Source organism: Microcoleus sp. S1D4 (assembly GCF_036700765.1).
Taxonomy (GTDB): domain Bacteria; phylum Cyanobacteriota; class Cyanobacteriia; order Cyanobacteriales; family Microcoleaceae; genus Microcoleus.
On record NZ_JAUBPP010000029.1, the window covers coordinates 44,866 to 63,461 of the forward strand.

Annotated in this window: 18 protein-coding genes; 10 read left to right on the forward strand and 8 right to left on the reverse strand. The window is 47.1% G+C overall.

The genetic code is table 11. The features are described 5' to 3' along the window. The first annotated feature begins 107 nt into the window (after positions 1-107). Positions 108-1,274 (forward strand): LptF/LptG family permease, encoded by a 1,167-nt coding sequence (locus QT998_RS23665; protein ID WP_194068637.1) that lies wholly within the window; start codon positions 108-110, stop codon positions 1,272-1,274. Positions 1,275-1,765: 491 nt separating this feature from the next. On the opposite strand, the gene QT998_RS23670 is transcribed toward QT998_RS23665, so the two are convergent. Together QT998_RS23670 and QT998_RS23675 are read right to left on the reverse strand one after the other, a co-directional pair. Next, positions 1,766-3,130, reverse strand: a complete 1,365-nt coding sequence (locus QT998_RS23670) for a hypothetical protein (RefSeq protein WP_333089745.1) — start codon at positions 3,128-3,130, stop codon at positions 1,766-1,768. Between the two features lie 40 nt (positions 3,131-3,170). After that, complete coding sequence (locus QT998_RS23675; protein ID WP_194068633.1) at positions 3,171-3,308, reverse strand: hypothetical protein; 138 nt, start codon at positions 3,306-3,308, stop codon at positions 3,171-3,173. Positions 3,309-3,543: 235 nt separating this feature from the next. Between QT998_RS23675 and pgl the strand changes: the two genes are divergently transcribed. From pgl to QT998_RS23710, 7 genes are all read left to right on the forward strand, one after another. Beyond that, positions 3,544-4,263, forward strand: coding sequence for a 6-phosphogluconolactonase (gene pgl / locus QT998_RS23680; protein WP_333089740.1), 720 nt, complete (start codon positions 3,544-3,546; stop codon positions 4,261-4,263). Between the two features lie 205 nt (positions 4,264-4,468). Then, a complete protein-coding gene (locus tag QT998_RS23685; RefSeq protein WP_194012556.1) occupies positions 4,469-5,317 on the forward strand; it encodes an FHA domain-containing protein in 849 nt (282 codons plus the stop codon). Between the two features lie 82 nt (positions 5,318-5,399). Beyond that, entirely contained in the window at positions 5,400-5,891 is a 492-nt protein-coding gene (locus tag QT998_RS23690; RefSeq protein WP_194068628.1) for an FHA domain-containing protein, read from the forward strand. A gap of 287 nt (positions 5,892-6,178) precedes the next feature. After that, positions 6,179-7,450: an RNA-guided endonuclease IscB gene (gene iscB / locus QT998_RS23695; RefSeq protein WP_194068626.1), complete on the forward strand. Its 1,272-nt coding sequence runs from the start codon at positions 6,179-6,181 to the stop codon at positions 7,448-7,450. 202 nt (positions 7,451-7,652) lie between these two features. After that, positions 7,653-8,390, forward strand: coding sequence for a PRC-barrel domain-containing protein (locus QT998_RS23700; protein WP_333118076.1), 738 nt, complete (start codon positions 7,653-7,655; stop codon positions 8,388-8,390). A 122-nt stretch (positions 8,391-8,512) separates the two neighbouring features. After that, on the forward strand, positions 8,513-8,779 hold the full coding sequence (locus tag QT998_RS23705; protein WP_333089734.1) for a hypothetical protein: 267 nt from the start codon (positions 8,513-8,515) through the stop codon (positions 8,777-8,779). Next, positions 8,776-9,237, forward strand: coding sequence for an FHA domain-containing protein (locus tag QT998_RS23710; protein ID WP_194068620.1), 462 nt, complete (start codon positions 8,776-8,778; stop codon positions 9,235-9,237). The genes QT998_RS23705 and QT998_RS23710 overlap by 4 nt, the downstream gene beginning before the upstream one ends. A 294-nt stretch (positions 9,238-9,531) precedes the next feature. Here QT998_RS23710 and QT998_RS23715 read toward each other — a convergent pair whose 3' ends face one another. Beyond that, positions 9,532-10,110, reverse strand: a complete 579-nt coding sequence (locus QT998_RS23715; RefSeq protein ID WP_333118080.1) for a DUF1997 domain-containing protein — start codon at positions 10,108-10,110, stop codon at positions 9,532-9,534. Between the two features lie 209 nt (positions 10,111-10,319). Here QT998_RS23715 and pheA point away from each other — a divergent pair, with 209 nt between their 5' ends. Both pheA and QT998_RS23725 read left to right on the forward strand, forming a co-directional pair. After that, positions 10,320-11,243: a prephenate dehydratase gene (gene pheA, locus QT998_RS23720; protein WP_194068618.1), complete on the forward strand. Its 924-nt coding sequence runs from the start codon at positions 10,320-10,322 to the stop codon at positions 11,241-11,243. 29 nt (positions 11,244-11,272) lie between these two features. Further along, on the forward strand, positions 11,273-11,917 hold the full coding sequence (locus QT998_RS23725; RefSeq protein ID WP_333118085.1) for a pentapeptide repeat-containing protein: 645 nt from the start codon (positions 11,273-11,275) through the stop codon (positions 11,915-11,917). A gap of 33 nt (positions 11,918-11,950) precedes the next feature. Here the strand turns inward: QT998_RS23725 and QT998_RS23730 are convergent, their stop codons facing one another. The 5 genes from QT998_RS23730 to fusA all read right to left on the reverse strand — a co-directional run bounded on the left by QT998_RS23730 (position 11,951) and on the right by fusA (position 18,306). Further along, entirely contained in the window at positions 11,951-12,889 is a 939-nt protein-coding gene (locus QT998_RS23730) for a PspA/IM30 family protein (protein ID WP_333118087.1), read from the reverse strand. 230 nt (positions 12,890-13,119) lie between these two features. Beyond that, on the reverse strand, positions 13,120-13,761 hold the full coding sequence (locus QT998_RS23735) for an LON peptidase substrate-binding domain-containing protein (protein WP_333089728.1): 642 nt from the start codon (positions 13,759-13,761) through the stop codon (positions 13,120-13,122). Positions 13,762-14,232: 471 nt separating this feature from the next. Beyond that, entirely contained in the window at positions 14,233-14,550 is a 318-nt protein-coding gene (gene rpsJ / locus QT998_RS23740) for a 30S ribosomal protein S10 (RefSeq protein WP_194011386.1), read from the reverse strand. 352 nt (positions 14,551-14,902) lie between these two features. Beyond that, entirely contained in the window at positions 14,903-16,132 is a 1,230-nt protein-coding gene (gene tuf / locus QT998_RS23745) for an elongation factor Tu (RefSeq protein ID WP_333089725.1), read from the reverse strand. A gap of 101 nt (positions 16,133-16,233) precedes the next feature. Continuing rightward, positions 16,234-18,306, reverse strand: coding sequence for an elongation factor G (gene fusA, locus QT998_RS23750; RefSeq protein WP_333089723.1), 2,073 nt, complete (start codon positions 18,304-18,306; stop codon positions 16,234-16,236). Positions 18,307-18,596: the final 290 nt, after the last annotated feature.

Here is an 18,596-nt window from a genome sequence, read left to right on the forward strand (position 1 = left end):
CAGATATCTATAAACCCGCCCTTCCACAACCATAAAAACACAATACAGAAATTTAAAATTGATAATTTAAATTGTAGCTTGAAGAGCCACAGCAAAAACGCCAAACTATGAAAATAGCAATCTCCAAATCCTTCAATCCCCTCAACTGGCTGCCAAGAATCTCAGTAATGGACTGGTACATTACCAAAGAATTAATCGGCCCGTTTCTATTTGGAGTCGGACTTTTTACATCCGTCGCCGTCACAGTTGGAGCCTTATTTGAATTAGTCCGCAGAGTAACAGAATCCGGCCTCCCCTACAGCGCCGCCCTAGAAATTTTTCTGCTGCAAATTCCCTACTTCGTAGTATTAGCTTTCCCAATGTCAATGCTGCTAGCAACCTTAATGGCCTACAGCCGACTCTCCAGCGACAGCGAACTCATCGCCCTCCGCAGTTGCGGAGTTAGCGTTTACCGACTGGTAATGCCCGCAGTCATTATGAGTTTAATTGTTGCCGGCTTCACCTTTGCTTTGCAAGAGTTAGTCGTACCAGCCGCCAGCTACAGAGCAACTGTAACTTTAGACAGAGCCCTGAAGCGAGAAAAACCAACATTTCAAGATCGAAATATTATCTACACAGAATTTCGGAAACCCGAAAAAGGCGGCGAAGAAACCCTGTCCCGCTTTTTTTATGCAGAACAGTTTGACGGCAAGCAAATGAAAGGTTTAACAATTATCGATCGCTCCACCCCAGGGCTCAATCAAATCGTTTCTTCAGAATCAGCTACTTGGAATCCCTCAGAAAACACCTGGGATTTTTACAACGGAACCGCTTATCTTGTCGCTCCTGACGGCTCTTACCGGAATATAGTTAGATTTCAACACCAGCAGTTACAACTCCCCCGCACGCCCTTAGATTTAGCAGCCAGAGTGCGAGATTTCAAGGAAATGAATATTGCTCAAGCTTTAGAGCGTTTAGAAATCCTTAAAAACAGCGGCGATGTACCGCAAATTCGCAAACTCAAGGTGCGAATTCAAGAAAAATATGCTTTTCCTTTCGTGTGCTTGGTATTTGGTTTAGTAGGAGCAGCTTTGGGAACTCAACCGCGCCGTTCCGGCAGAGGAACGAGTTTTGGGATTAGTGTAGTTGTAATTTTTACTTACTATGTATTTTCTTTCATCACCAGTTCTATGGGCGTAAAAGCTGCTTTGACTCCGATTCTTTCGGCTTGGCTGCCCATAGCCTTTGGCTTTGGAATCGGCGGATTGTTGTTGGTGCGAGCCGCCTCTAGGTAATTTATCTCAAATTAGTCATTAGTCAGTAGTCAGTAGTCAGTAGTCATTAGTCATTAGTTAGTGGTCATTAGTTAGTAGTCATTAAGCTGTTTTGCATTTAAATTTTATGTAAAAAACAATAAAAATCTTGTGGGTTGTCCCGCCCTGAATATGCAATTTAAAAGCGCGACAGCTTAAGCACCTCCTACAGTCCTCTATCCTGTAAGTTCCGCGATAAAAGGAGGCTCTTCCTCGCCTATCTGCATTACCAGGCAGAGCGAAGGTAACGAGCAATCGCTTAAGTTATTAAATTTTCATTTCTTAGTCATCAGTTAGTAGTCATTGGGAATTGGGAATTGGGAATTGGGCCGCAAAGCATTGTTTTTTTTCCAATTTTATTTGTGATTGGCAACCAATAACCAGCAACCAATAACCAACAACCAATAACTAACAACCAATAACCAATAACCAATAACCAATAACCAATAACCAATAACCAATAACCAATAACTTTAAGGATTAGCAAAAGTATTGATTTCGCCGCCGCCAATGTAGCGTCCCGGTGTCAGCGATCGGGGTGTAGAAAAAGGTTGCGGTTGAATTTGCTGCCCCTGATTATTGTTGTTTTGAGGAACAGCTCCAAAATTAGGCTGACCAGGTAAGTTAAGCTGATTTGATTGAGCTGGTTGAAATTCAGAATTCGCTGAATTGGGAGAGACTTGGGGGTTAATTATTTTGCTTTCCCCGATCGCACTTGGAAAAGAGGATTGACGGACATTGGGAAGTAGCGGTATGGGCCCTGGTACGACTGCTGGAAGTGCCGCGGGTTGAACTTCCGGTGCTACACCGGAGCCATATAAATTAGTTTGATAGGGATTTTTTGGCATCGCTACAGTTGCAGGCGCAGTATTAATTTCCCCGAGGCTGGGTACTCTGGAATTTAACCGGGCAGATGATTCAGGGGTTGTAGCTGTTGGGTTTAAGAATTGTGGAGATTCGCCGATTATATTTGTTTGAATCGCAACTGAGGGAAGTGCTACCGGAACATTCACAGGATTTGCTCTCCCTTGAGCTGTAGCGGCCGCTGGGAGCAAATTTGCCGGATTTGCCGGAGACTCGCTCGAAGCCGGTCGATCGAGCAATTGAGCCGAGGAAGCCGTGTTTTCAGTAGAAGTCGCCGTTGCCGAAGTGTTAGTGGCGAGGTATTTTTGCATAGCTGCTTGCAACGGACTCAAAGCCAGGGGCGCGTCGTTTTGTTTGCCAGAATTAGCACCGCTCGACTGCTGCGATAAAGTGCTTGTCGCTGTACCAGCAGACTCAGGAAAGCCGATCGTTTTTATCCCTGAAACGATCGCCCCACTACCAGATAAACTCAAAGCTGATGCGGCGTTTGAACTTGGCAAGCTGGAATTTAGCGGATTATTGTTTTGGAACCCGGCATCAGGATTTGCTAAATTTGGCAAAGTCAACAATCGGCTCGTGGCTTGCTGCTGCATGGCTGAAGATGGCTGGGACTTTTCTGATCCACCAGCGTTAATTTCGTTGAATAAACCTGGGCCTTTGACTACTGATGAATTTAATAAACTCAATTCAGAATTAGACTGATTGAACTGATTGATTAGCACCGGCAAGCTGTCGATTTCAGCAGCAATGGCGCTATCTTCAGCAGACAATCCGGGTAGCGAAGCTTGATTGTTTGAGGCTGCTACTTCTTCGCCATCTATGCTTAACCTTTCTGGATGTACGGAGACTTCCCAGATAAATAATCCGCCCGCACAGAGTACGGCTAACGGAGCCCAAACCGCTGGTTGCGTCCAGTGGCGCAACCGGGCTATCAGATAGCGGACAGATGTAGGGAATCGCTTAAAGCTTGACATAGTTTTGCTTTCATCCTGTGCGGACTTAAAACTATTTTTCCTAGTCTACCACAGGAATCTTGATGATTTTTGCTTTTTGGGGGTGCGATCGAGCTTGCGATCGCAAGTTGCTACAGACATATAGCGGTTCTCCAGCGTGGTGAGGTATGCCCAATCCCTCCGCTTCGCGCTCGCCCAATGCCCTGCTTGACCAATGCCCTATGTCCTATGCCCCATAGTACCTCATACCAGAGCACAGAACAGAAAGGCTATATATGCCACAAGAATACAAAGCCCGCTAAGAATGATAAAATCCGACTTGACGCGGTGTTGAGGCTTCCAAGCGTGGCGGCCGATCGACCCGATCGCAAAATTTCAAAGCAAAATTGGCAATTGCCGATCGCCACACGCAGAAGAAAGTTAAAAGGAAATAAATGCAAAAAATAGTAGAAGTATTAAAAAATCGAGAAGAACTCATAGAGCGCTCCCTCGCGGTTGTCCTGTCGAAAATCGCAGCAGCCATCGCAGAACGCGGACTTTGTACGATCGCCTTAGCGGGCGGAAGCACACCAGAACCGCTCTACAGATCGATCGCCAGCCAACACCTGCCTTGGGACAAAATTCACGTTTTCTGGGGTGACGAACGCTACGTTCCCGCAGAACACCAGGACAGCAATCAAAAAATGGCGCGCCTCGCGTGGCTCGATCGCACAAACATCCCCGCCAGCAACATCCACCCGATGCCCACAGGCTCCGGCGACCCCGCAGCCGATGCCTCAGCACACCAAACTCAATTGCAGCAGTTTTTCAAAGTATCCCACGGCGAGTTTCCCGCTTTCGACATCATCCTGTTGGGCATAGGAGACGACGCCCACACAGCCTCTCTATTTCCCGGCACACCAGCCTTGCAAGTCCGGGACAGCTTAGTAACTGTCGGCAACAAAGACGGTGAACCCCGCATCACCTTTACAGTCCCCTTAATCAACCGCGCCCGCTGCGTCATCTTCATAGTCGCAGGAGCCAGCAAACAACCGGCCCTAGCTCAAATTTTTGCCCCCGCAGCCGACCCCATGACCTATCCGGCCAGACTCGTTCAACCAGAGGGCGAACTTTGGTGGCTGCTCGATCCCGCCGCCGGTGTTGCCCTAAAATAGCCCGGAAAGCTTGCGCCGTCGCAGTACAGTCAGCACATCGCTAACTTGATTTTGCCCCTCACCGCCAACGTCGCGGTGCGGAGTCAGTTGCTAGTATTGGCTAAGCAGTATAAGAATTGTGGCGGTTAAAGTTAAAATTTGACCATATACCTAGTATTTTTTATGAGGCTGATTTGAAAATCTGGCCGATAGCAAGGAGAAATCGATGATTGTCTGTCCCAATTGCAATCACCAGAACCCCGACGGGGCCAGCCAGTGCGAGGCTTGCTACACGCCTTTACCCGTTACCGCAAGTTGCTCGAACTGCGGTGCAGCGGTTCAGACAGATGCAGCATTTTGCGGTCAGTGCGGCTTTAACTTGCGTCCGGGTTCCACAGTTCCAGAAGAAGTTGAGGTGACAGTACCGTCAGCCTCGACGGTGGAGCCTACAGTGGTATCGCCGCCGGTGCCGGATTTAGCGCCCACCGCACCCATGATGGCAAGGGAACCTTTAGTTACGGCAAATAAGGCACTCGACACCGAACCCCTGACGGCAGCGGAACCTTTTGTCACCCCAAATCTGGGGCCGAACTTAGAAAAAATACCCGCCAGTATTCCTACAATTCCAGATCCGCCGCCTTTACTCTCGGTTCCTGTTACAACTGAATCGGCGGCAACTGCAGTAAATACTTCTCCCCCGGTTCCCGCCCCACAGCCAGCGGGTGTGGCTAAAACTCAACTGCAACAGCAATCGGCGCGCCTGATACACGTTCAGACAAATACGCCGATAGAATTGCCTCACAGTCTTTCTGTGGTTCACATAGGCAAGCCAAATGACTTAGTGCCGCCGGATATTGATGTTTCTGGATTTGCTAATTCTGAGATTGTTTCTCGGGTACACGCAAATCTCCGGGTGGAGGGAGATGCTTGCTACCTAGAAGATGTAGGCAGTTCTAACGGCACTTACGTTAACAATACTCCTCTGCCAAAGGGAAACCGACACCGGTTGCGAGCGGGAGACCGCATCTCTCTGGGGAAAGGAGACCTGGTTACGTTTCTATTTCAAATCTCTTAGATCGAGTTTGGATTGGGCGATCGAAAGTCTAAAATCTAAAATCGCATCTTGAGGCGCTCTACCAAAACTCAATGCTGCCAATGTGATTAAGCTGACCTTGCTACATCCACTCCAGTCTATACCCGTCCGCAGTTGGATCTTTGAAGACGAGCAGGTCGTCCGGATCGGGCGATCGAACGAAAACCACGTCGTTCTTTTTAGCGCTGTGGTTTCTCGTCGCCACATCGAATTGCGGCGCAGCGGCATCAGTTGGGAACTGATCAATTTAGGTACCAACGGCACTTACCTCGATGGTAAGCCGATCGCCAAGGTTCCTGTTGTAGACGGTCTGATCGTTCACTTGGCTCGATCGGGCCCGAAAATTCAAATCAATGTCGATCCAAATCAGCCCTCTGTCGAGTTAGGAGTTCCTAGCGTCAAGCCAAGGGATGTTAAGGCAATTCACGCTCCCTCCTTGGGCGCGCCCCTGAGCACGATTCCTCTTCGCGACCAAAAAGAAGTTGGCACTTCTAAAGAAGAGGATGACTTAACGGAGGCAGAAAAAACTCCAAATTATTTGGAAGAAGATTATTAAATCAGTATCTTTGGCTACAGCTCAAAAATGACTGCAAACCCGTTCGTAAAAACCTACCAAAATCTGGACACAAGTAGAAACTTCTACCACAGAGTAACGAACGTGCAGGTTAAGGCTTTCTTAAGCCTACGTTGGGAGGGTCATGACACCAGAAAATAAACGCCAGTTTTCTGCCCTGTCGAACTAGGTTAAAAAGTAGTGGCGAAAGGTTGATAAGCCCGTGCCTAGTTCCTAACAAGCCCTCTCAACATTACCGAGGCAAACCTTACTTAATTGGATGACAGAAGATGTCAAACTACGTTTTTCTCATTGACGCTCAAAAGACACCGATGAATCCGATTCATCCAGCACAAGCAAGAAAATTATTAGAGCAGGGCAAGGCGGCTGCTTTTCGCAGATATCCCTTTACTCTAATTCTGAAACGAGCTATCGAGCGTCCAATTGTTCATCCTCTTACTCTCAAAATCGATCCGGGTTCAAAAGTTACGGGATTTGCTCTTGTAACTGACAGGGATGAGGTTATTTGGGGGATGGAATTGAAGCATCGCGGGCAGCAAATTAAACTAGCTATTGACTCTCGCAGGTCTTTACGGAGAGGTCGGAGAAACCGCAATACACGCTACCGCCAGCCGCGTTTTCTGAACCGTTCGCGCCCTCAAGGATGGTTAGCACCAAGCTTGAAGCATCGGGTTTTAACCACAGAAACTTGGGTCAAGCGCCTTCGTAAATTTGCTCCGATCCGTGAGATCGGACAGGAGCTAGTTAAGTTTGACACGCAAGCACTAGACAATCCAGAGATTAGCGGGTGCGAATACCAACAAGGCACTTTGTTTGGCTGCGAGATCCGCGAGTATTTATTAGAAAAGTGGCAAAGAAACTGTGCTTATTGCGGGATTGAAAATGTGCCTTTACAGATCGAGCATATTCACCCCTTAGCCAAAGGAGGTAGCAACCGCATCTCTAATCTGTGCTTAGCTTGTGAGAAATGCAACATCAAGAAAGGGACAAAATCAATCGAGCAGTTCCTCTCAAAAAAGCCCGATCTACTTAAGCGGATATTAGCTCAAGCCAAGCGACCTTGTTTGGATGCAGCAGCCGTTAATGCTACCCGATGGGCATTGTTTAATCGACTCAAAGAAACAGGCTTGCCAGTCTATACAGGTACAGGAGGACAAACCAAATACAACAGGACTCGGTTGGGATTACAAAAAACTCACTGGTTAGACGCTGCCTGTGTTGGTATCACAAAAACGCTGCAAGTCTTAACAGAGCGCATTCTCAATGTCACTGCAACTGGTTTGGGTCCAAGGCAGCGCTGCCAAACAGATAAATATGGCTATCCAATCAAGCATCGTCCATTGCGTCCAATTTTGGGCTTTTGTACTGGTGATATTGTTCGAGCCGATGTACCGAAAGGTAAGTATCAAGGAACATTTACAGCTAGAGTCTGCCCTATGTCGGATGGAAGAGGTGAGTTCATTATCAACAAAAAACGGTTTTCGGTAAGGCTCGATTACTGTAAAGCCATCCATCGCAAAGATGGTTACAGTTATGTCTGATATCTGAACAAAAACGGTAGTAATGTCCAGGTATGGGTAGAGATTATCGAGCAGTTCTTAACCCCGATACTGCTGAGGATCGATCCCAAAATTTTAGACGCTGGTTCCTAATGCGGTGATTCCTCTGACGGGCCAAAAACCTAAAATCTTAAATCGACGCTTCGACCGACATTTTTTCTCGTAGCCACTCAGGAGTTTATTTATGAGTAGATCGCAACAACAGATTGTTAAGCGCAGCGAACTGCTAAACCGCCGCACGATCGACCGCAGAACTGCCGAAGAGGTCGGCAGGGTAGACAAGCTTTGGCTCGATTCTCACTCCCAGCGGGCGATCGGCTTTACTTGCAAGTCGGGACTTTTGGGGAACAAAAAAACCTGGTTCGCTTGGGCGCAAGTTGATGCTGTGGGCGAAAATGTTTTTGTCACTATTAACCCGGAACTCCCGGAATTGCATCAGCCGGAACAAGCTGTTTGTCCGATCGGGCTTGAGGTGCTCACGGACGCAGGAAATAAGGCAGGTACGGTGGTTGACTACCTATTTGATGTCACAACTGGTTCTGTTACCGATTACCTGTTTAAATCGAGCGGCTGGCGCGGCGTTTTAGACGGGATTTACTTGTTGCCGGTTGGGGCGATTTCGTCGCTCGGCAGCAAACGGGCGATCGTTTCAGAGGCTTCTGTGTCGGAACCCGTACAGTACGCTGAGGGATTACACAAAAAAGTCGGTCTGGTAGCAGAGTTTTTACACGAAGATTACGACCAAACTCTCCTAAATGTGGCAGAGGTGAAGCGGGGCGCTCAAAATCTGGCGGAAAAACTCCAAGATAAAGCTCTAGAAGTCAGAGATGCAGCTCAAGAAAAAGTAGCAGAGTTGAAGCGACAAAGGCAGGAATCTGGATCGCCATCGCCGACACCGGAGCCCCCAGAGTCGGATCTCTGAAGTGCGGTCAGAGGGCCCGAGGCGACTAATTACCGATCGTATTTTTAGGGGCGACGCGCCCCCGCAAGGTCGATCGGTATTTTTGGTGTCGGATATTGAGGCTTTGGGTATCAGGAATTCCAGTGCTGCTCAAAGCATTGTATTCTATTGGTATTGAATTAATAAGGAAAATGTTAGCAACTCGAAAAGACCTATGTTGTTTGATACAGCAAACTATTATTTTATCTAGAAACTCCGGCATAAATAAGTGGTTAACTTCTGTAGGGCGAGAAAGTCGCCACCCACTGACCACTTTTTTGAGAATCAATTTTTTGGCGGTTTTATCCGAAAAAATCGATATTGAAGCATATTCGTTTGTATTTGGTGGCGGAGTGTCAAAACATCCGTGATTACCTTAACTCTGCTACATCCTATCCAGTCTGTCGCGGTTCAGAAGTGGTGTTTTGAATCCGCTTCGGTGGTTCGGATCGGTCGATCGAACGACAATGATGTAATTATTTACAGTGCTGTGGTTTCCCGCCACCACGTTGAGCTGTGGAATCACGCCAATGGCTGGGAAATTATTAATTTTGGTGCTAACGGTACTTATGTAGATGATAAACCGATCGCTCAGGTGTCAGTCGCCGACGGGATGACGATTCGCTTGGGCAATTCCGGCCCCAAAATCCGAATTCGGGTAGGGGCGACTAATTTGGAAGCGGATACAGTTACCAGCCCGCCAGAGCGCGAATTTATCGGCCAAAAAGACGAAGCTTCACAAGACCAATCGACTGATTGGTCTATCGGTGTAGGAGTCGTTGAAGACGATCAAGAAGGAGCACAGACTTACATCGATATTCTTGAGTGATCCGCCGTTATCTAGCCCACAAAATCCCATAAAACTCTGGGTGTACTACAGCCTTTGTCAAAAAGGTGAGGAGTTGAGATTTTAGATATTTCGGCTTGCTTTGGCTACGCGAGGGTACAAGTCGCGAGGGTACAAGTTTTAGATTTTAGATTGGGGAATTGGGGGATTGGGGGATCGATACCCCATTTTTCACTCGAACTGCTATATTCGAGCGTTTAACTAATATTTCTGCAATTAAGCCGATTTTTTGCCAAATATCGCTGTAAATTAATTCACCGATTCTCTAGCACAAAATTACCCTTCTAGAGATAAGATTTGAGGGTGATCGCTCGATATTACGTTTATTTCGTTGCTTGCCCATCGGCGGTAATCTAAGAGCAACTGGTGCATCAACCGCTGTTTGACGCTCAACAGCACGCTTTTGAGCAAACCGTTGCCCGTTGCTTCTAAAATCGGTTTCGGTGTCAGCCAGAATGGTGGCGGTAATTCTACTTGCACTTCCAAATCGGCTTTTCCCTTCAAGCAGGTTAGCCCGCTACTTTGGTGTGCAGCAAGCTGTCCTTTAAGATTGAGAGCAAAGCGATCATTTATATAGCCCACTCCGAGAATTTCGCAAGCCACGGACTCTAAATTGATTGTGCCGTCTGACTGCGCCCACACCCTCATGTCTACCGTGGGTTGAATGTTCAGCATCATAAATTGTAACGGCCGCATTTTCAGGCGGAAACAGTCATCGCTGAGTTGCTCTGTGCGAGTGCGATCGACTAAGGCGTTCACCAGTCGCCTCGGCTGGCGCAGATAATGTTGAATGGGAACCCGTTCATCTGGTACGGCGATCTCAACGGATTGCGAAGAATTAAATCGGATATACATGAGAAAATATTAATATATAGGATTTGTAAGCATATCTTAATAAATTATAACCTTTTTAAGGTGACATAAGTCTCGTATTAGCTCGCGCACTCCCGCAATGTCATCCGAGAAATTACGGATCTAAGCTTTCGGGACTCTGGCTAATTTTTTCATCGTACCTGCTGGCTGATGAGAGTCAAGAAAACATTTGTAACATAAAACTACTAATTATGAAAATTTCAATCGCACATCTCGGCCCTGTAGGTACGAATGCAGAAACAGCAGCTCTAGCTTATGTCAATTGGTTAAGTCTCGAAACTAACGCCGAATGCACCCTGTGTCCTTATTCCACCATTTCTCAGGCACTAGAGGCATCTGCCTCTGGGCTGGTTGACCTTTCAATTGTGCCGGTCGAAAATTCGATCGAGGGGAGTGTGACTGTCACCCTAGACACCCTGTGGCGGCTGGATGCACTCCGCATTCAACACGCCTTGGTTTTGCCGATTTCCCACGCGCTGCTGTCCAATGCTCAAAATTTTAACGAGATTCAAAAAGTTTACTCTCACCCGCAAGCCCTAGCTCAGTGTCAGTTGTGGTTGGCAAAGTTTATCCCGGCGGCTGAGTTGATTCCGGCAAATTCAACTACGGAAGCGTTGCAGTACCTAGAAGATAAAAGTATCGCGGTAATCTCTTCCCCAAGAGCGGCCGAACTCTACAAATTGCCAGTGCTAGCGAGCCCGATTAATGATTATCCTGACAATTACACTCGATTTTGGGTACTAGGCCCAAATACAGGAAAATTGGGAAACGCTGCAACATCCCACGACTCATCAATTCAATCCGCCACGAAATCAGCATCCCCGTCGCATCTAGAGACAACGCCTAATTGCACTCACACGTCACTAGCTTTTAGCGTACCTGCCAATAGGCCGGGATCGCTGGTAAAACCTTTGCAAGTATTTGCCAGTCGCGGTATTAATTTAAGTCGCATTGAATCTCGACCGACTAAGCGATCGCTCGGAGAATATATTTTTTTTACGGATGTTGAAGCGGATGCTGGTTCTACATTAGTGCGATCGGCAGTAGAAGAACTCAAAAATCACACAGAAACTTTAAAAATCTTCGGCTGCTACACTGTACTATCAGTAGTATAATTTTAGCTACCACTTAGGAGGCTAGCGACATGAATGCTGATGAACTTCTGAAGCGATATGCAGCCGGAGAAAGAGATTTTCACGAAACCAGCTTGAAAGAGGCTTCTTTGCGTGAAGCTTTCCTGATTCATATTAATCTAGCCTGTGCAACTTTGAATGAAATTAATTTAACTTTGGCAGACCTTAGTTCGGCAAACTTACTAGGTGCATTTCTCAAAAATGCTTGCTTAGTAATGACCAAACTAAATGGGGCAAACCTTAGCAAAGCAGATTTAACTTTTTCAAGGTTGACAGGAGCTGAAATGATCCAGGTCAACCTGAACAAAGCCAATTTGAGCCAGACAAAAATGATCGGTGTGGATTTGACCGGGGCCTCACTTTACAAAGCTAACCTAATCGAAGCAAACCTCATTGATGCTTGCTTGGACAATACAGATTTTACAAAAGCTAATCTAACTGAGGCAAAACTGCGGTCAGCGAGTCTCAAAAAGGCTAACCTGAAAGGAGCCTTGTTGTATGAAGCTAATCTTCAGGGCGCAGATTTGAGACAAGCTGACTTGCGCGGCGCTAATTTGAGCGGGGCTTTTTTATGCGGTGCTAACATGGAAGGCGCTAAGTTTGATGATTCAACAATTTTTAGCGGGGCGATTCATTTTTGCATCAGACAAGCCTGAAGTCTGGCAATATTTACGCCCAAAATCCAACAATTAAGGACGGAAAAATATATTATTCATTTGGCTGAAAGTGCAGTTAATTTGCTCCTGTACCTTAGCAAAATGAACCTGCATCTTGAGAATCTCTTTCTTAGAATTAGCTTCAGTAATCTTGCTTTCCAAAGCCAGCAAGTTGCGGTTGAGAGTTTCTACTCGCACAGTTTGGTCGTCTAAGTCAATTTTTAATTCTGCTACTTGATCCAACTCTAGCTGCTTCCGAACCCAGGCGTGGCGAACCAAGTTTTCATCTCCTTTCTGAAGTGCTATCAAGGCTCGCTGGTGCCACTGATTGGCTTGAGATTCAGCTTGATTGTACTGCCACTGAATGCGGAGTTGGGCGGAAATTGCGCTACCAACAGCCTGACGCAATTCTTTGAGAGGTTCTTGAATTTCTGAGATTAACAAATCCCAAAAATTCATCAATTCGTTGGTAAATTCTTCGCGCTTTACAGAGGATACTAATGCTTCTAACAGCAGCAAATTTGGTTGCATTTGCTGCAGAATTGTCTCAAATATGAATTGTGCTTCTGACAACTGCCGATCGCTAGTTTTTTCTGAGACTGCACTGGGTGAGTTGTTTAATATTTTTTGAGTTTTATCTGTCCCTGTTTCTGAATCTAAGCTTACAGGTACGAAGGCTTGTAATTTTTCGCGGGCGATCGCGCTTAGCCTCTCTCGAACTAAATCGCAGGCCGCCTGCTGCACGGGGCCTGTTTCGTTTTGACAAATCTCGATCGCTATTTTGAAGCCTGCATCGCCGTAATTAAAGGTTTCCTTCAGCGCCGCAATACGGTGTTCGCTGACAGCAGCCGACAGTCGGTGTTTAACTCCTGCTAGCCCGCCTAGTACCACACCGCCCACAGGAGGCGGCATTTGACCGCCTCTAACTGCATCGTATGGTTTCGGTTGGTCGTGATTTTCTAACACCAGCATTTAATGCGATAAAGAACCTATCCGAACTTGTTTGAATTTGCCGCTCAAATAGATACCAGTTCTTAAAAAAAATGGAATTCGGTAGTGCGATCGAAAGCTTTAGTCGATCGTTCATTCACAGTTTTAAAATCTTCGATAGGAAGATTTTAAATTGAAAATAATATGATTTGTGTGCAATTTTGGCTGATGTACAGGCAAAACCGATCGTACTTTTTTCCTGCCCCCATTGGCTACTTGAGGGTATCTTTAAGTACAGTCCTCGCTGCCAAGTGATTGCGAGTAGAAGTCAAAATTTCGGTTTCGCGTTCCAATCTCGCAGCAGTATCTTGCAATTCTAAAAGAGTTTGCTGTTCTGTCGCTGCACCGTAAAGGTAGCTGGCTACCCAGTAGGACAATTCTGTAGGCAAACTGGGAATGTCTTCGGGTAGGTCGATCGGCTGATCCATCAATTTGCTGGAGAGGCGAACTACATCTCTCAGCAGTTGTTCGACATCTTGGCCCAAAGGTCTGAGGTCTGTTTGTGGCGGTTCGTCTTCAATCCATTCTACTAGACCGACTAAATAGGGTTTTTCCCGAACGGCGTCGAGGACTCGGAACCGCTGCTGTCCGAGAGTCATGATTTTCATGCGATCGTCCGGGAGGCGCTGACAGTGAATTACTTCGGCGCAACAGCCAACGGCTGAGACTTTGTTTTGGTTGGGGTCCCACATGAGTACACCGAAACGGCGATCGCCCTCAAGAATCGTATTCATCATGATTCGATAGCGAAACTCGAAGATTTGCAGCGGCAGTGGTCTACCTGGAAATAGAACCACTTCCGGCAACGGAAATAAGGGGAGTTCGCGAACTGTGGAGGAGGAAGAGGATGCCATTGTCGCTCAAAGGTGACGGTACTTGCGCTTATTTTTCTTACTTTAACTGATTTGAGTCATTCCGGGGCGGGGAACAGGGGCGATCGGGCTTTTACGCGGGCACCGGGATCGACGGCGGGCGATCGTCAATTCTCCCAGCCACCCCTACCAGCTCAAATAAGCCGTCATGCTTTCAAAATGATAAAAATTATGTTTTTGTTGAATAAACAACATCAAAAGCTATGATAGCCACTTTAAAATGATTTTTTTTAGCGTTCCCACACAGTTCAAATTTTAGATTAATTATACAGATTTATTGAGAAACTAATGACTAATGACTAATGACTAATGACTAATGACTAATGACTACTGACTAATGACTACTGACTAATGACTACTGACTAATGACTACTGTAGATCGCACTTTCAGCAAAAAGAAGGAACAATGTATTTTTCCATTGCTCCTTCTTTTTGTATTTAAAATTTGTCAATCTACAGCTTGACTTCGATATCTACGCCGGCTGGCAAATCCAGTTTCATCAAAGCGTCAATTGTTTTAGCAGAAGGCTGGTGAATGTCGATAATGCGGCGGTGCGTGCGGGTTTCAAAGTGTTCGCGAGAATCTTTGTCTACGTGGGGCGATCGCAGCAAGCAATAAATCCGTCGTTTTGTCGGTAGGGGAATCGGGCCGATCGCAGTGGCGGCTGTCCGATTTGCTGTATCTACAATCTTTTCGCAGGATGCGTCTAGAATTCGGCGATCGAAAGCTTTGAGGCGAATGCGGATTTTTTGCTGTGGAATTGTTGCCATTTTTTTGTTTAATTTTCTAGGTTCAGTTTATTTTTAGTCAGTAGTCAGTAGTCAGTAGTCAGTAGTCATTAGTCGGCAGTCATTAGTCGGCAGTCATTAGTTTTTACTTGTCAGTTTTTTTTGCTAACAACTAACTGCGGACTAATGACCGTTTCCAAAAACTGATATCCCCCGACTTGAGTCCGGGAACTCCTAAAATTTTAGACTGCTGTTGAAGCTTCTAGATTGAATGCGGAAAGTCCATCTAAAATCTAAAATCTAAAATCGATTGACTGATGACTCATCACTAAATAGCAGAAAAGCCACTAAATTTGATTAGGCTTTTCTGCTATTTAAAGCGGAGCGCGGATTCCTACTTGAGGATTTTGGAAACAACGCCTGCACCCACGGTGCGGCCGCCTTCGCGGATGGCGAAGCGCATTCCTTGTTCGATCGCGATCGGGTGAATCAGATCAACAGTCATTTTGATCCGGTCACCAGGCATCACCATTTCAGCTTCTGTACCGTCATCAGCAGTGAACTGCATGATTGTACCGGTTACGTCTGTTGTACGGACGTAGAATTGAGGGCGGTAGCCAGAGAAAAAGGGCGTGTGACGGCCACCTTCTTCCTTCTTGAGGATGTAGACTTCAGATTCAAACTGAGTGTGAGGCAAGATGCTCTTCGGCTTGGCAATTACCATGCCTCTTTCAATATCAGCCTTCAAAATACCCCGGAGAAGTAGACCCACGTTGTCGCCGGCCATGCCTTCATCCAAGGACTTGGTGAACATTTCCACACCAGTCACGGTAGTGCTGCGAGTGTCCTTAAGACCAATAATTTCGACTGTTTCGCCGACTTTAACTCTGCCGCGCTCGATCCGACCTGTCGCCACAGTACCCCGACCAGTAATCGAGAATACGTCTTCAACTGCCATTAAGAAAGGCTTGTCAATTTCGCGTTCTGGAGTAGGGATGTAAGAATCTACTTCTTCCATCAGCTTGTAAATCTTGTCAACCCACTCATTATCACCCTTGACAGTCTTGGGGTTAGCAAGCATCGCTTCGAGAGCTTTCAAGCCAGAACCAGTCACGATGGGGATGTCATCGCCAGGAAAATCGTAGGAACTCAAAAGTTCGCGAACTTCCATTTCTACCAATTCCAAAAGTTCAGCGTCATCCACCATGTCTTCTTTGTTCAAGAAGACCACCAAGCTGGGAACGCCAACTTGCTTAGCTAGCAAGATGTGTTCGCGAGTTTGAGGCATGGGGCCGTCTGCTGCTGACACTACTAGGATGCCACCGTCCATTTGAGCAGCACCGGTGATCATGTTTTTCACATAGTCAGCGTGTCCGGGGCAATCCACGTGGGCGTAGTGACGACCTGTGGTTTCGTATTCTACGTGAGCGGTATTAATCGTAATACCCCGTGCTTTTTCTTCTGGCGCAGCGTCGATGTCGGCGTAGTTCTTACCCTTAGCCTGACCCAATGCTGAAAGAGTCATCGTAATCGCGGCGGTCAAAGTTGTTTTGCCGTGGTCAACGTGACCGATTGTGCCGATGTTTACGTGGGGTTTATTCCGTTCAAATTTTGCGCGTGCCATTCTCGATCTGTTCCTTGTTTTTTTTAGCGATTTTAGACTTGAGATTTTAGATTCTAGATTTTGGATTCAATCCAAAATCCAAAATCTAAAATCCAAAATCATTAGTTCCCTTTGTTTTTCGCGATAATGGCTTCCGCCACATTTCGCGGCACTTCTTCGTAATGGCTGAATTCCATTGTGAAGATGCCTCTACCTTGGGTTTTCGAGCGGATGTCGGTGGCGTAACCAAACATTTCTGCTAGGGGAACCTTGACAGAAACTTTGGCAATTCCCTGATCCGTCTCTTGACCTTCGATATGACCCCGACGCGAGTTGAGGTCGCCGATGACGTTCCCGATATAATCTTCGGGAACTTCAACCTCTACCTTCATCATAGGCTCTAGCAGCACTGGCGACGCTTTCATCACGGCTTCTTTGATCGCCATTGAACCGGCGATCTTAAATGCCATTTCTGAGGAGTCTACGTCGTGGAAAGACCCGTCTACCATAGTAGCTTTAAGGTCGATCACGGGATATCCTGCTACAATACCTGATTCGCAGGCTTCTTTCATCCCTTGTTCTGCCGGGCCGATGTACTCTTTCGGTACAGTACCGCCGACAATTTTGGAGACAAATTCAAAACCGGTTCCTACTTCGGTGGGTTCTACTTCGATCACGACGTGACCGTACTGACCTTTACCGCCGCTTTGGCGGATAAATTTACCTTCGGCGCGGACGGCTTTGCGAATGGTTTCGCGGTAGGCTACTTGCGGCTGACCCACGTTAGCTTCTACTTTGAATTCCCGCAGCATTCTGTCTACCAGAATTTCCAGGTGCAGTTCGCCCATGCCGGCGATGACTGTCTGGTTGGTTTCTGGGTCAACGTTGACTCGGAAGGTGGGGTCTTCTTCCGAGAGCGACTGGAGGGCTTTGGAGAGCTTCTCCATGTCTTGTTTGGTTTTGGGTTCGACAGCCACGGAGATGACTGGTTCGGGAATAAACAGGGATTCCAGAATCACTGGCGATCCTTCTTCGCAGAGGGTGTCGCCGGTGAAGGTGTCTTTCAAACCCAAGACTGCTCCCAAGTCTCCGGCGCGGAGTTCGTCAACTTCTATCCGATCGTCAGCTTTGAGGACAATTAAGCGAGAAACCCGCTCTTTTTTGTCTTTGGTGGAGTTGAGGACGTAGGTGCCCTTTTTGAGGATACCCGAGTAGACGCGAACGAAGGTCAGGCGGCCGTAGGGGTCTGCCATGATTTTGAATGCCAGGGCTGACAGGGGCTCGCTGTCGTCTGCGTGTCGTTCTGCGGTGTCGCCGTTGGGCAGCAGTCCTTGAATCGGGGGAACTTCCAAGGGCGACGGCAGGTAGTCGATCACTCCGTCTAACAAAAGCTGAACGCCTTTATTTTTGAAGGCTGAACCGCAGAGCATGGGGACGATCGCCCCGGAGATTGTGCCCGCACGCAGGGCCGAGCGGATTTCCGCTTCTGTTAACTCTTCGCCTTCAAGGTATTTTGCCGTGAGGGCGTCGCTGGTTTCTGCTACGGACTCGATCAGCTTGGTGCGGTATTCTGCGGCGAGTTCTTTTACCTCATCGGGGATTTCTATTTCCTCGATATCGGTGCCGGTGTTGTTGTTGTAGATGTAGGCTTTCATTTCCACTAAATCTACAATTCCCCGGAAGTTTTCTTCGCTGCCGATCGGGATTTGGACTGGTACGGCGTTCGCTCTCATGCGATCGCAAATTTGGCCGTAAACTTTGTAGAAGTTTGCACCCATGCGATCCATTTTGTTGACGAACACAATCCGGGGCACATGATACCTATCGGCTTGGCGCCAAACTGTTTCGGATTGCGGCTGCACTCCGCCTACCGAGCAGAACACTGCGATCACTCCGTCGAGCACTCGCATCGAGCGTTCAACTTCGATCGTGAAGTCTACGTGTCCGGGAGTGTCGATGATGTTGATTTTGTAATCTTTCCAACTGGTGGTGATAGCAGCGGCAGTAATCGTGATTCCCCGTTCCCGCTCTTGCTCCATCCAGTCAGTGACTGCTGTTCCCTCGTGCACTTCACCCATTCTGTGAACCATGCCTGAATAGAACAGAATTCTTTCAGTTGTTGTTGTTTTGCCCGCATCAATGTGGGCGGCGATGCCGATGTTGCGAGTTTTTTCTAGCGGGACGGTACGTGCCACAGCTACCTCCTTGATTTTGTGTTGCTGTTATAATACTATTATACTACACAGAACCCGATCTTGCACTCCCAGCCACTTACCGTATAAGTATATGGAGCTTATTGTTACATTTTAATATTTTTTGCAACATTTGTTTACAAAAATATTAAGTATGCGAGATTGAGGATTCACAGAGTGCGTAAATTTTTGATTGTCGGAGTTTTGAGTTTGCCTGGGCGATCGCCACTGCGCCAAGAGAAGCAATCTCAACACCCAAAACTTACGCTTGCCAATCCCTCACTCGATGCTTT

Excerpts from the sequence above, each read along its gene's own strand:
- QT998_RS23700 (WP_333118076.1), top strand. The coding sequence starts at position 7,653 with ATGAGTAGATCGCAACAACAGATTGTTAAGCGCAGCGAACTGCTAAAC.
- pheA (WP_194068618.1), top strand. The coding sequence starts at position 10,320 with ATGAAAATTTCAATCGCACATCTCGGCCCTGTAGGTACGAATGCAGAA.
- QT998_RS23715 (WP_333118080.1), bottom strand. The coding sequence starts at position 10,110 with ATGTATATCCGATTTAATTCTTCGCAATCCGTTGAGATCGCCGTACCA.
- QT998_RS23730 (WP_333118087.1), bottom strand. The coding sequence starts at position 12,889 with ATGCTGGTGTTAGAAAATCACGACCAACCGAAACCATACGATGCAGTT.
- pgl (WP_333089740.1), top strand. The coding sequence starts at position 3,544 with ATGCAAAAAATAGTAGAAGTATTAAAAAATCGAGAAGAACTCATAGAG.
- rpsJ (WP_194011386.1), bottom strand. The coding sequence starts at position 14,550 with ATGGCAACAATTCCACAGCAAAAAATCCGCATTCGCCTCAAAGCTTTC.
- tuf (WP_333089725.1), bottom strand. The coding sequence starts at position 16,132 with ATGGCACGCGCAAAATTTGAACGGAATAAACCCCACGTAAACATCGGC.
- iscB (WP_194068626.1), top strand. The coding sequence starts at position 6,179 with ATGTCAAACTACGTTTTTCTCATTGACGCTCAAAAGACACCGATGAAT.
- QT998_RS23735 (WP_333089728.1), bottom strand. The coding sequence starts at position 13,761 with ATGGCATCCTCTTCCTCCTCCACAGTTCGCGAACTCCCCTTATTTCCG.
- QT998_RS23685 (WP_194012556.1), top strand. The coding sequence starts at position 4,469 with ATGATTGTCTGTCCCAATTGCAATCACCAGAACCCCGACGGGGCCAGC.
- QT998_RS23665 (WP_194068637.1), top strand. The coding sequence starts at position 108 with ATGAAAATAGCAATCTCCAAATCCTTCAATCCCCTCAACTGGCTGCCA.
- QT998_RS23725 (WP_333118085.1), top strand. The coding sequence starts at position 11,273 with ATGAATGCTGATGAACTTCTGAAGCGATATGCAGCCGGAGAAAGAGAT.
- QT998_RS23670 (WP_333089745.1), bottom strand. The coding sequence starts at position 3,130 with ATGTCAAGCTTTAAGCGATTCCCTACATCTGTCCGCTATCTGATAGCC.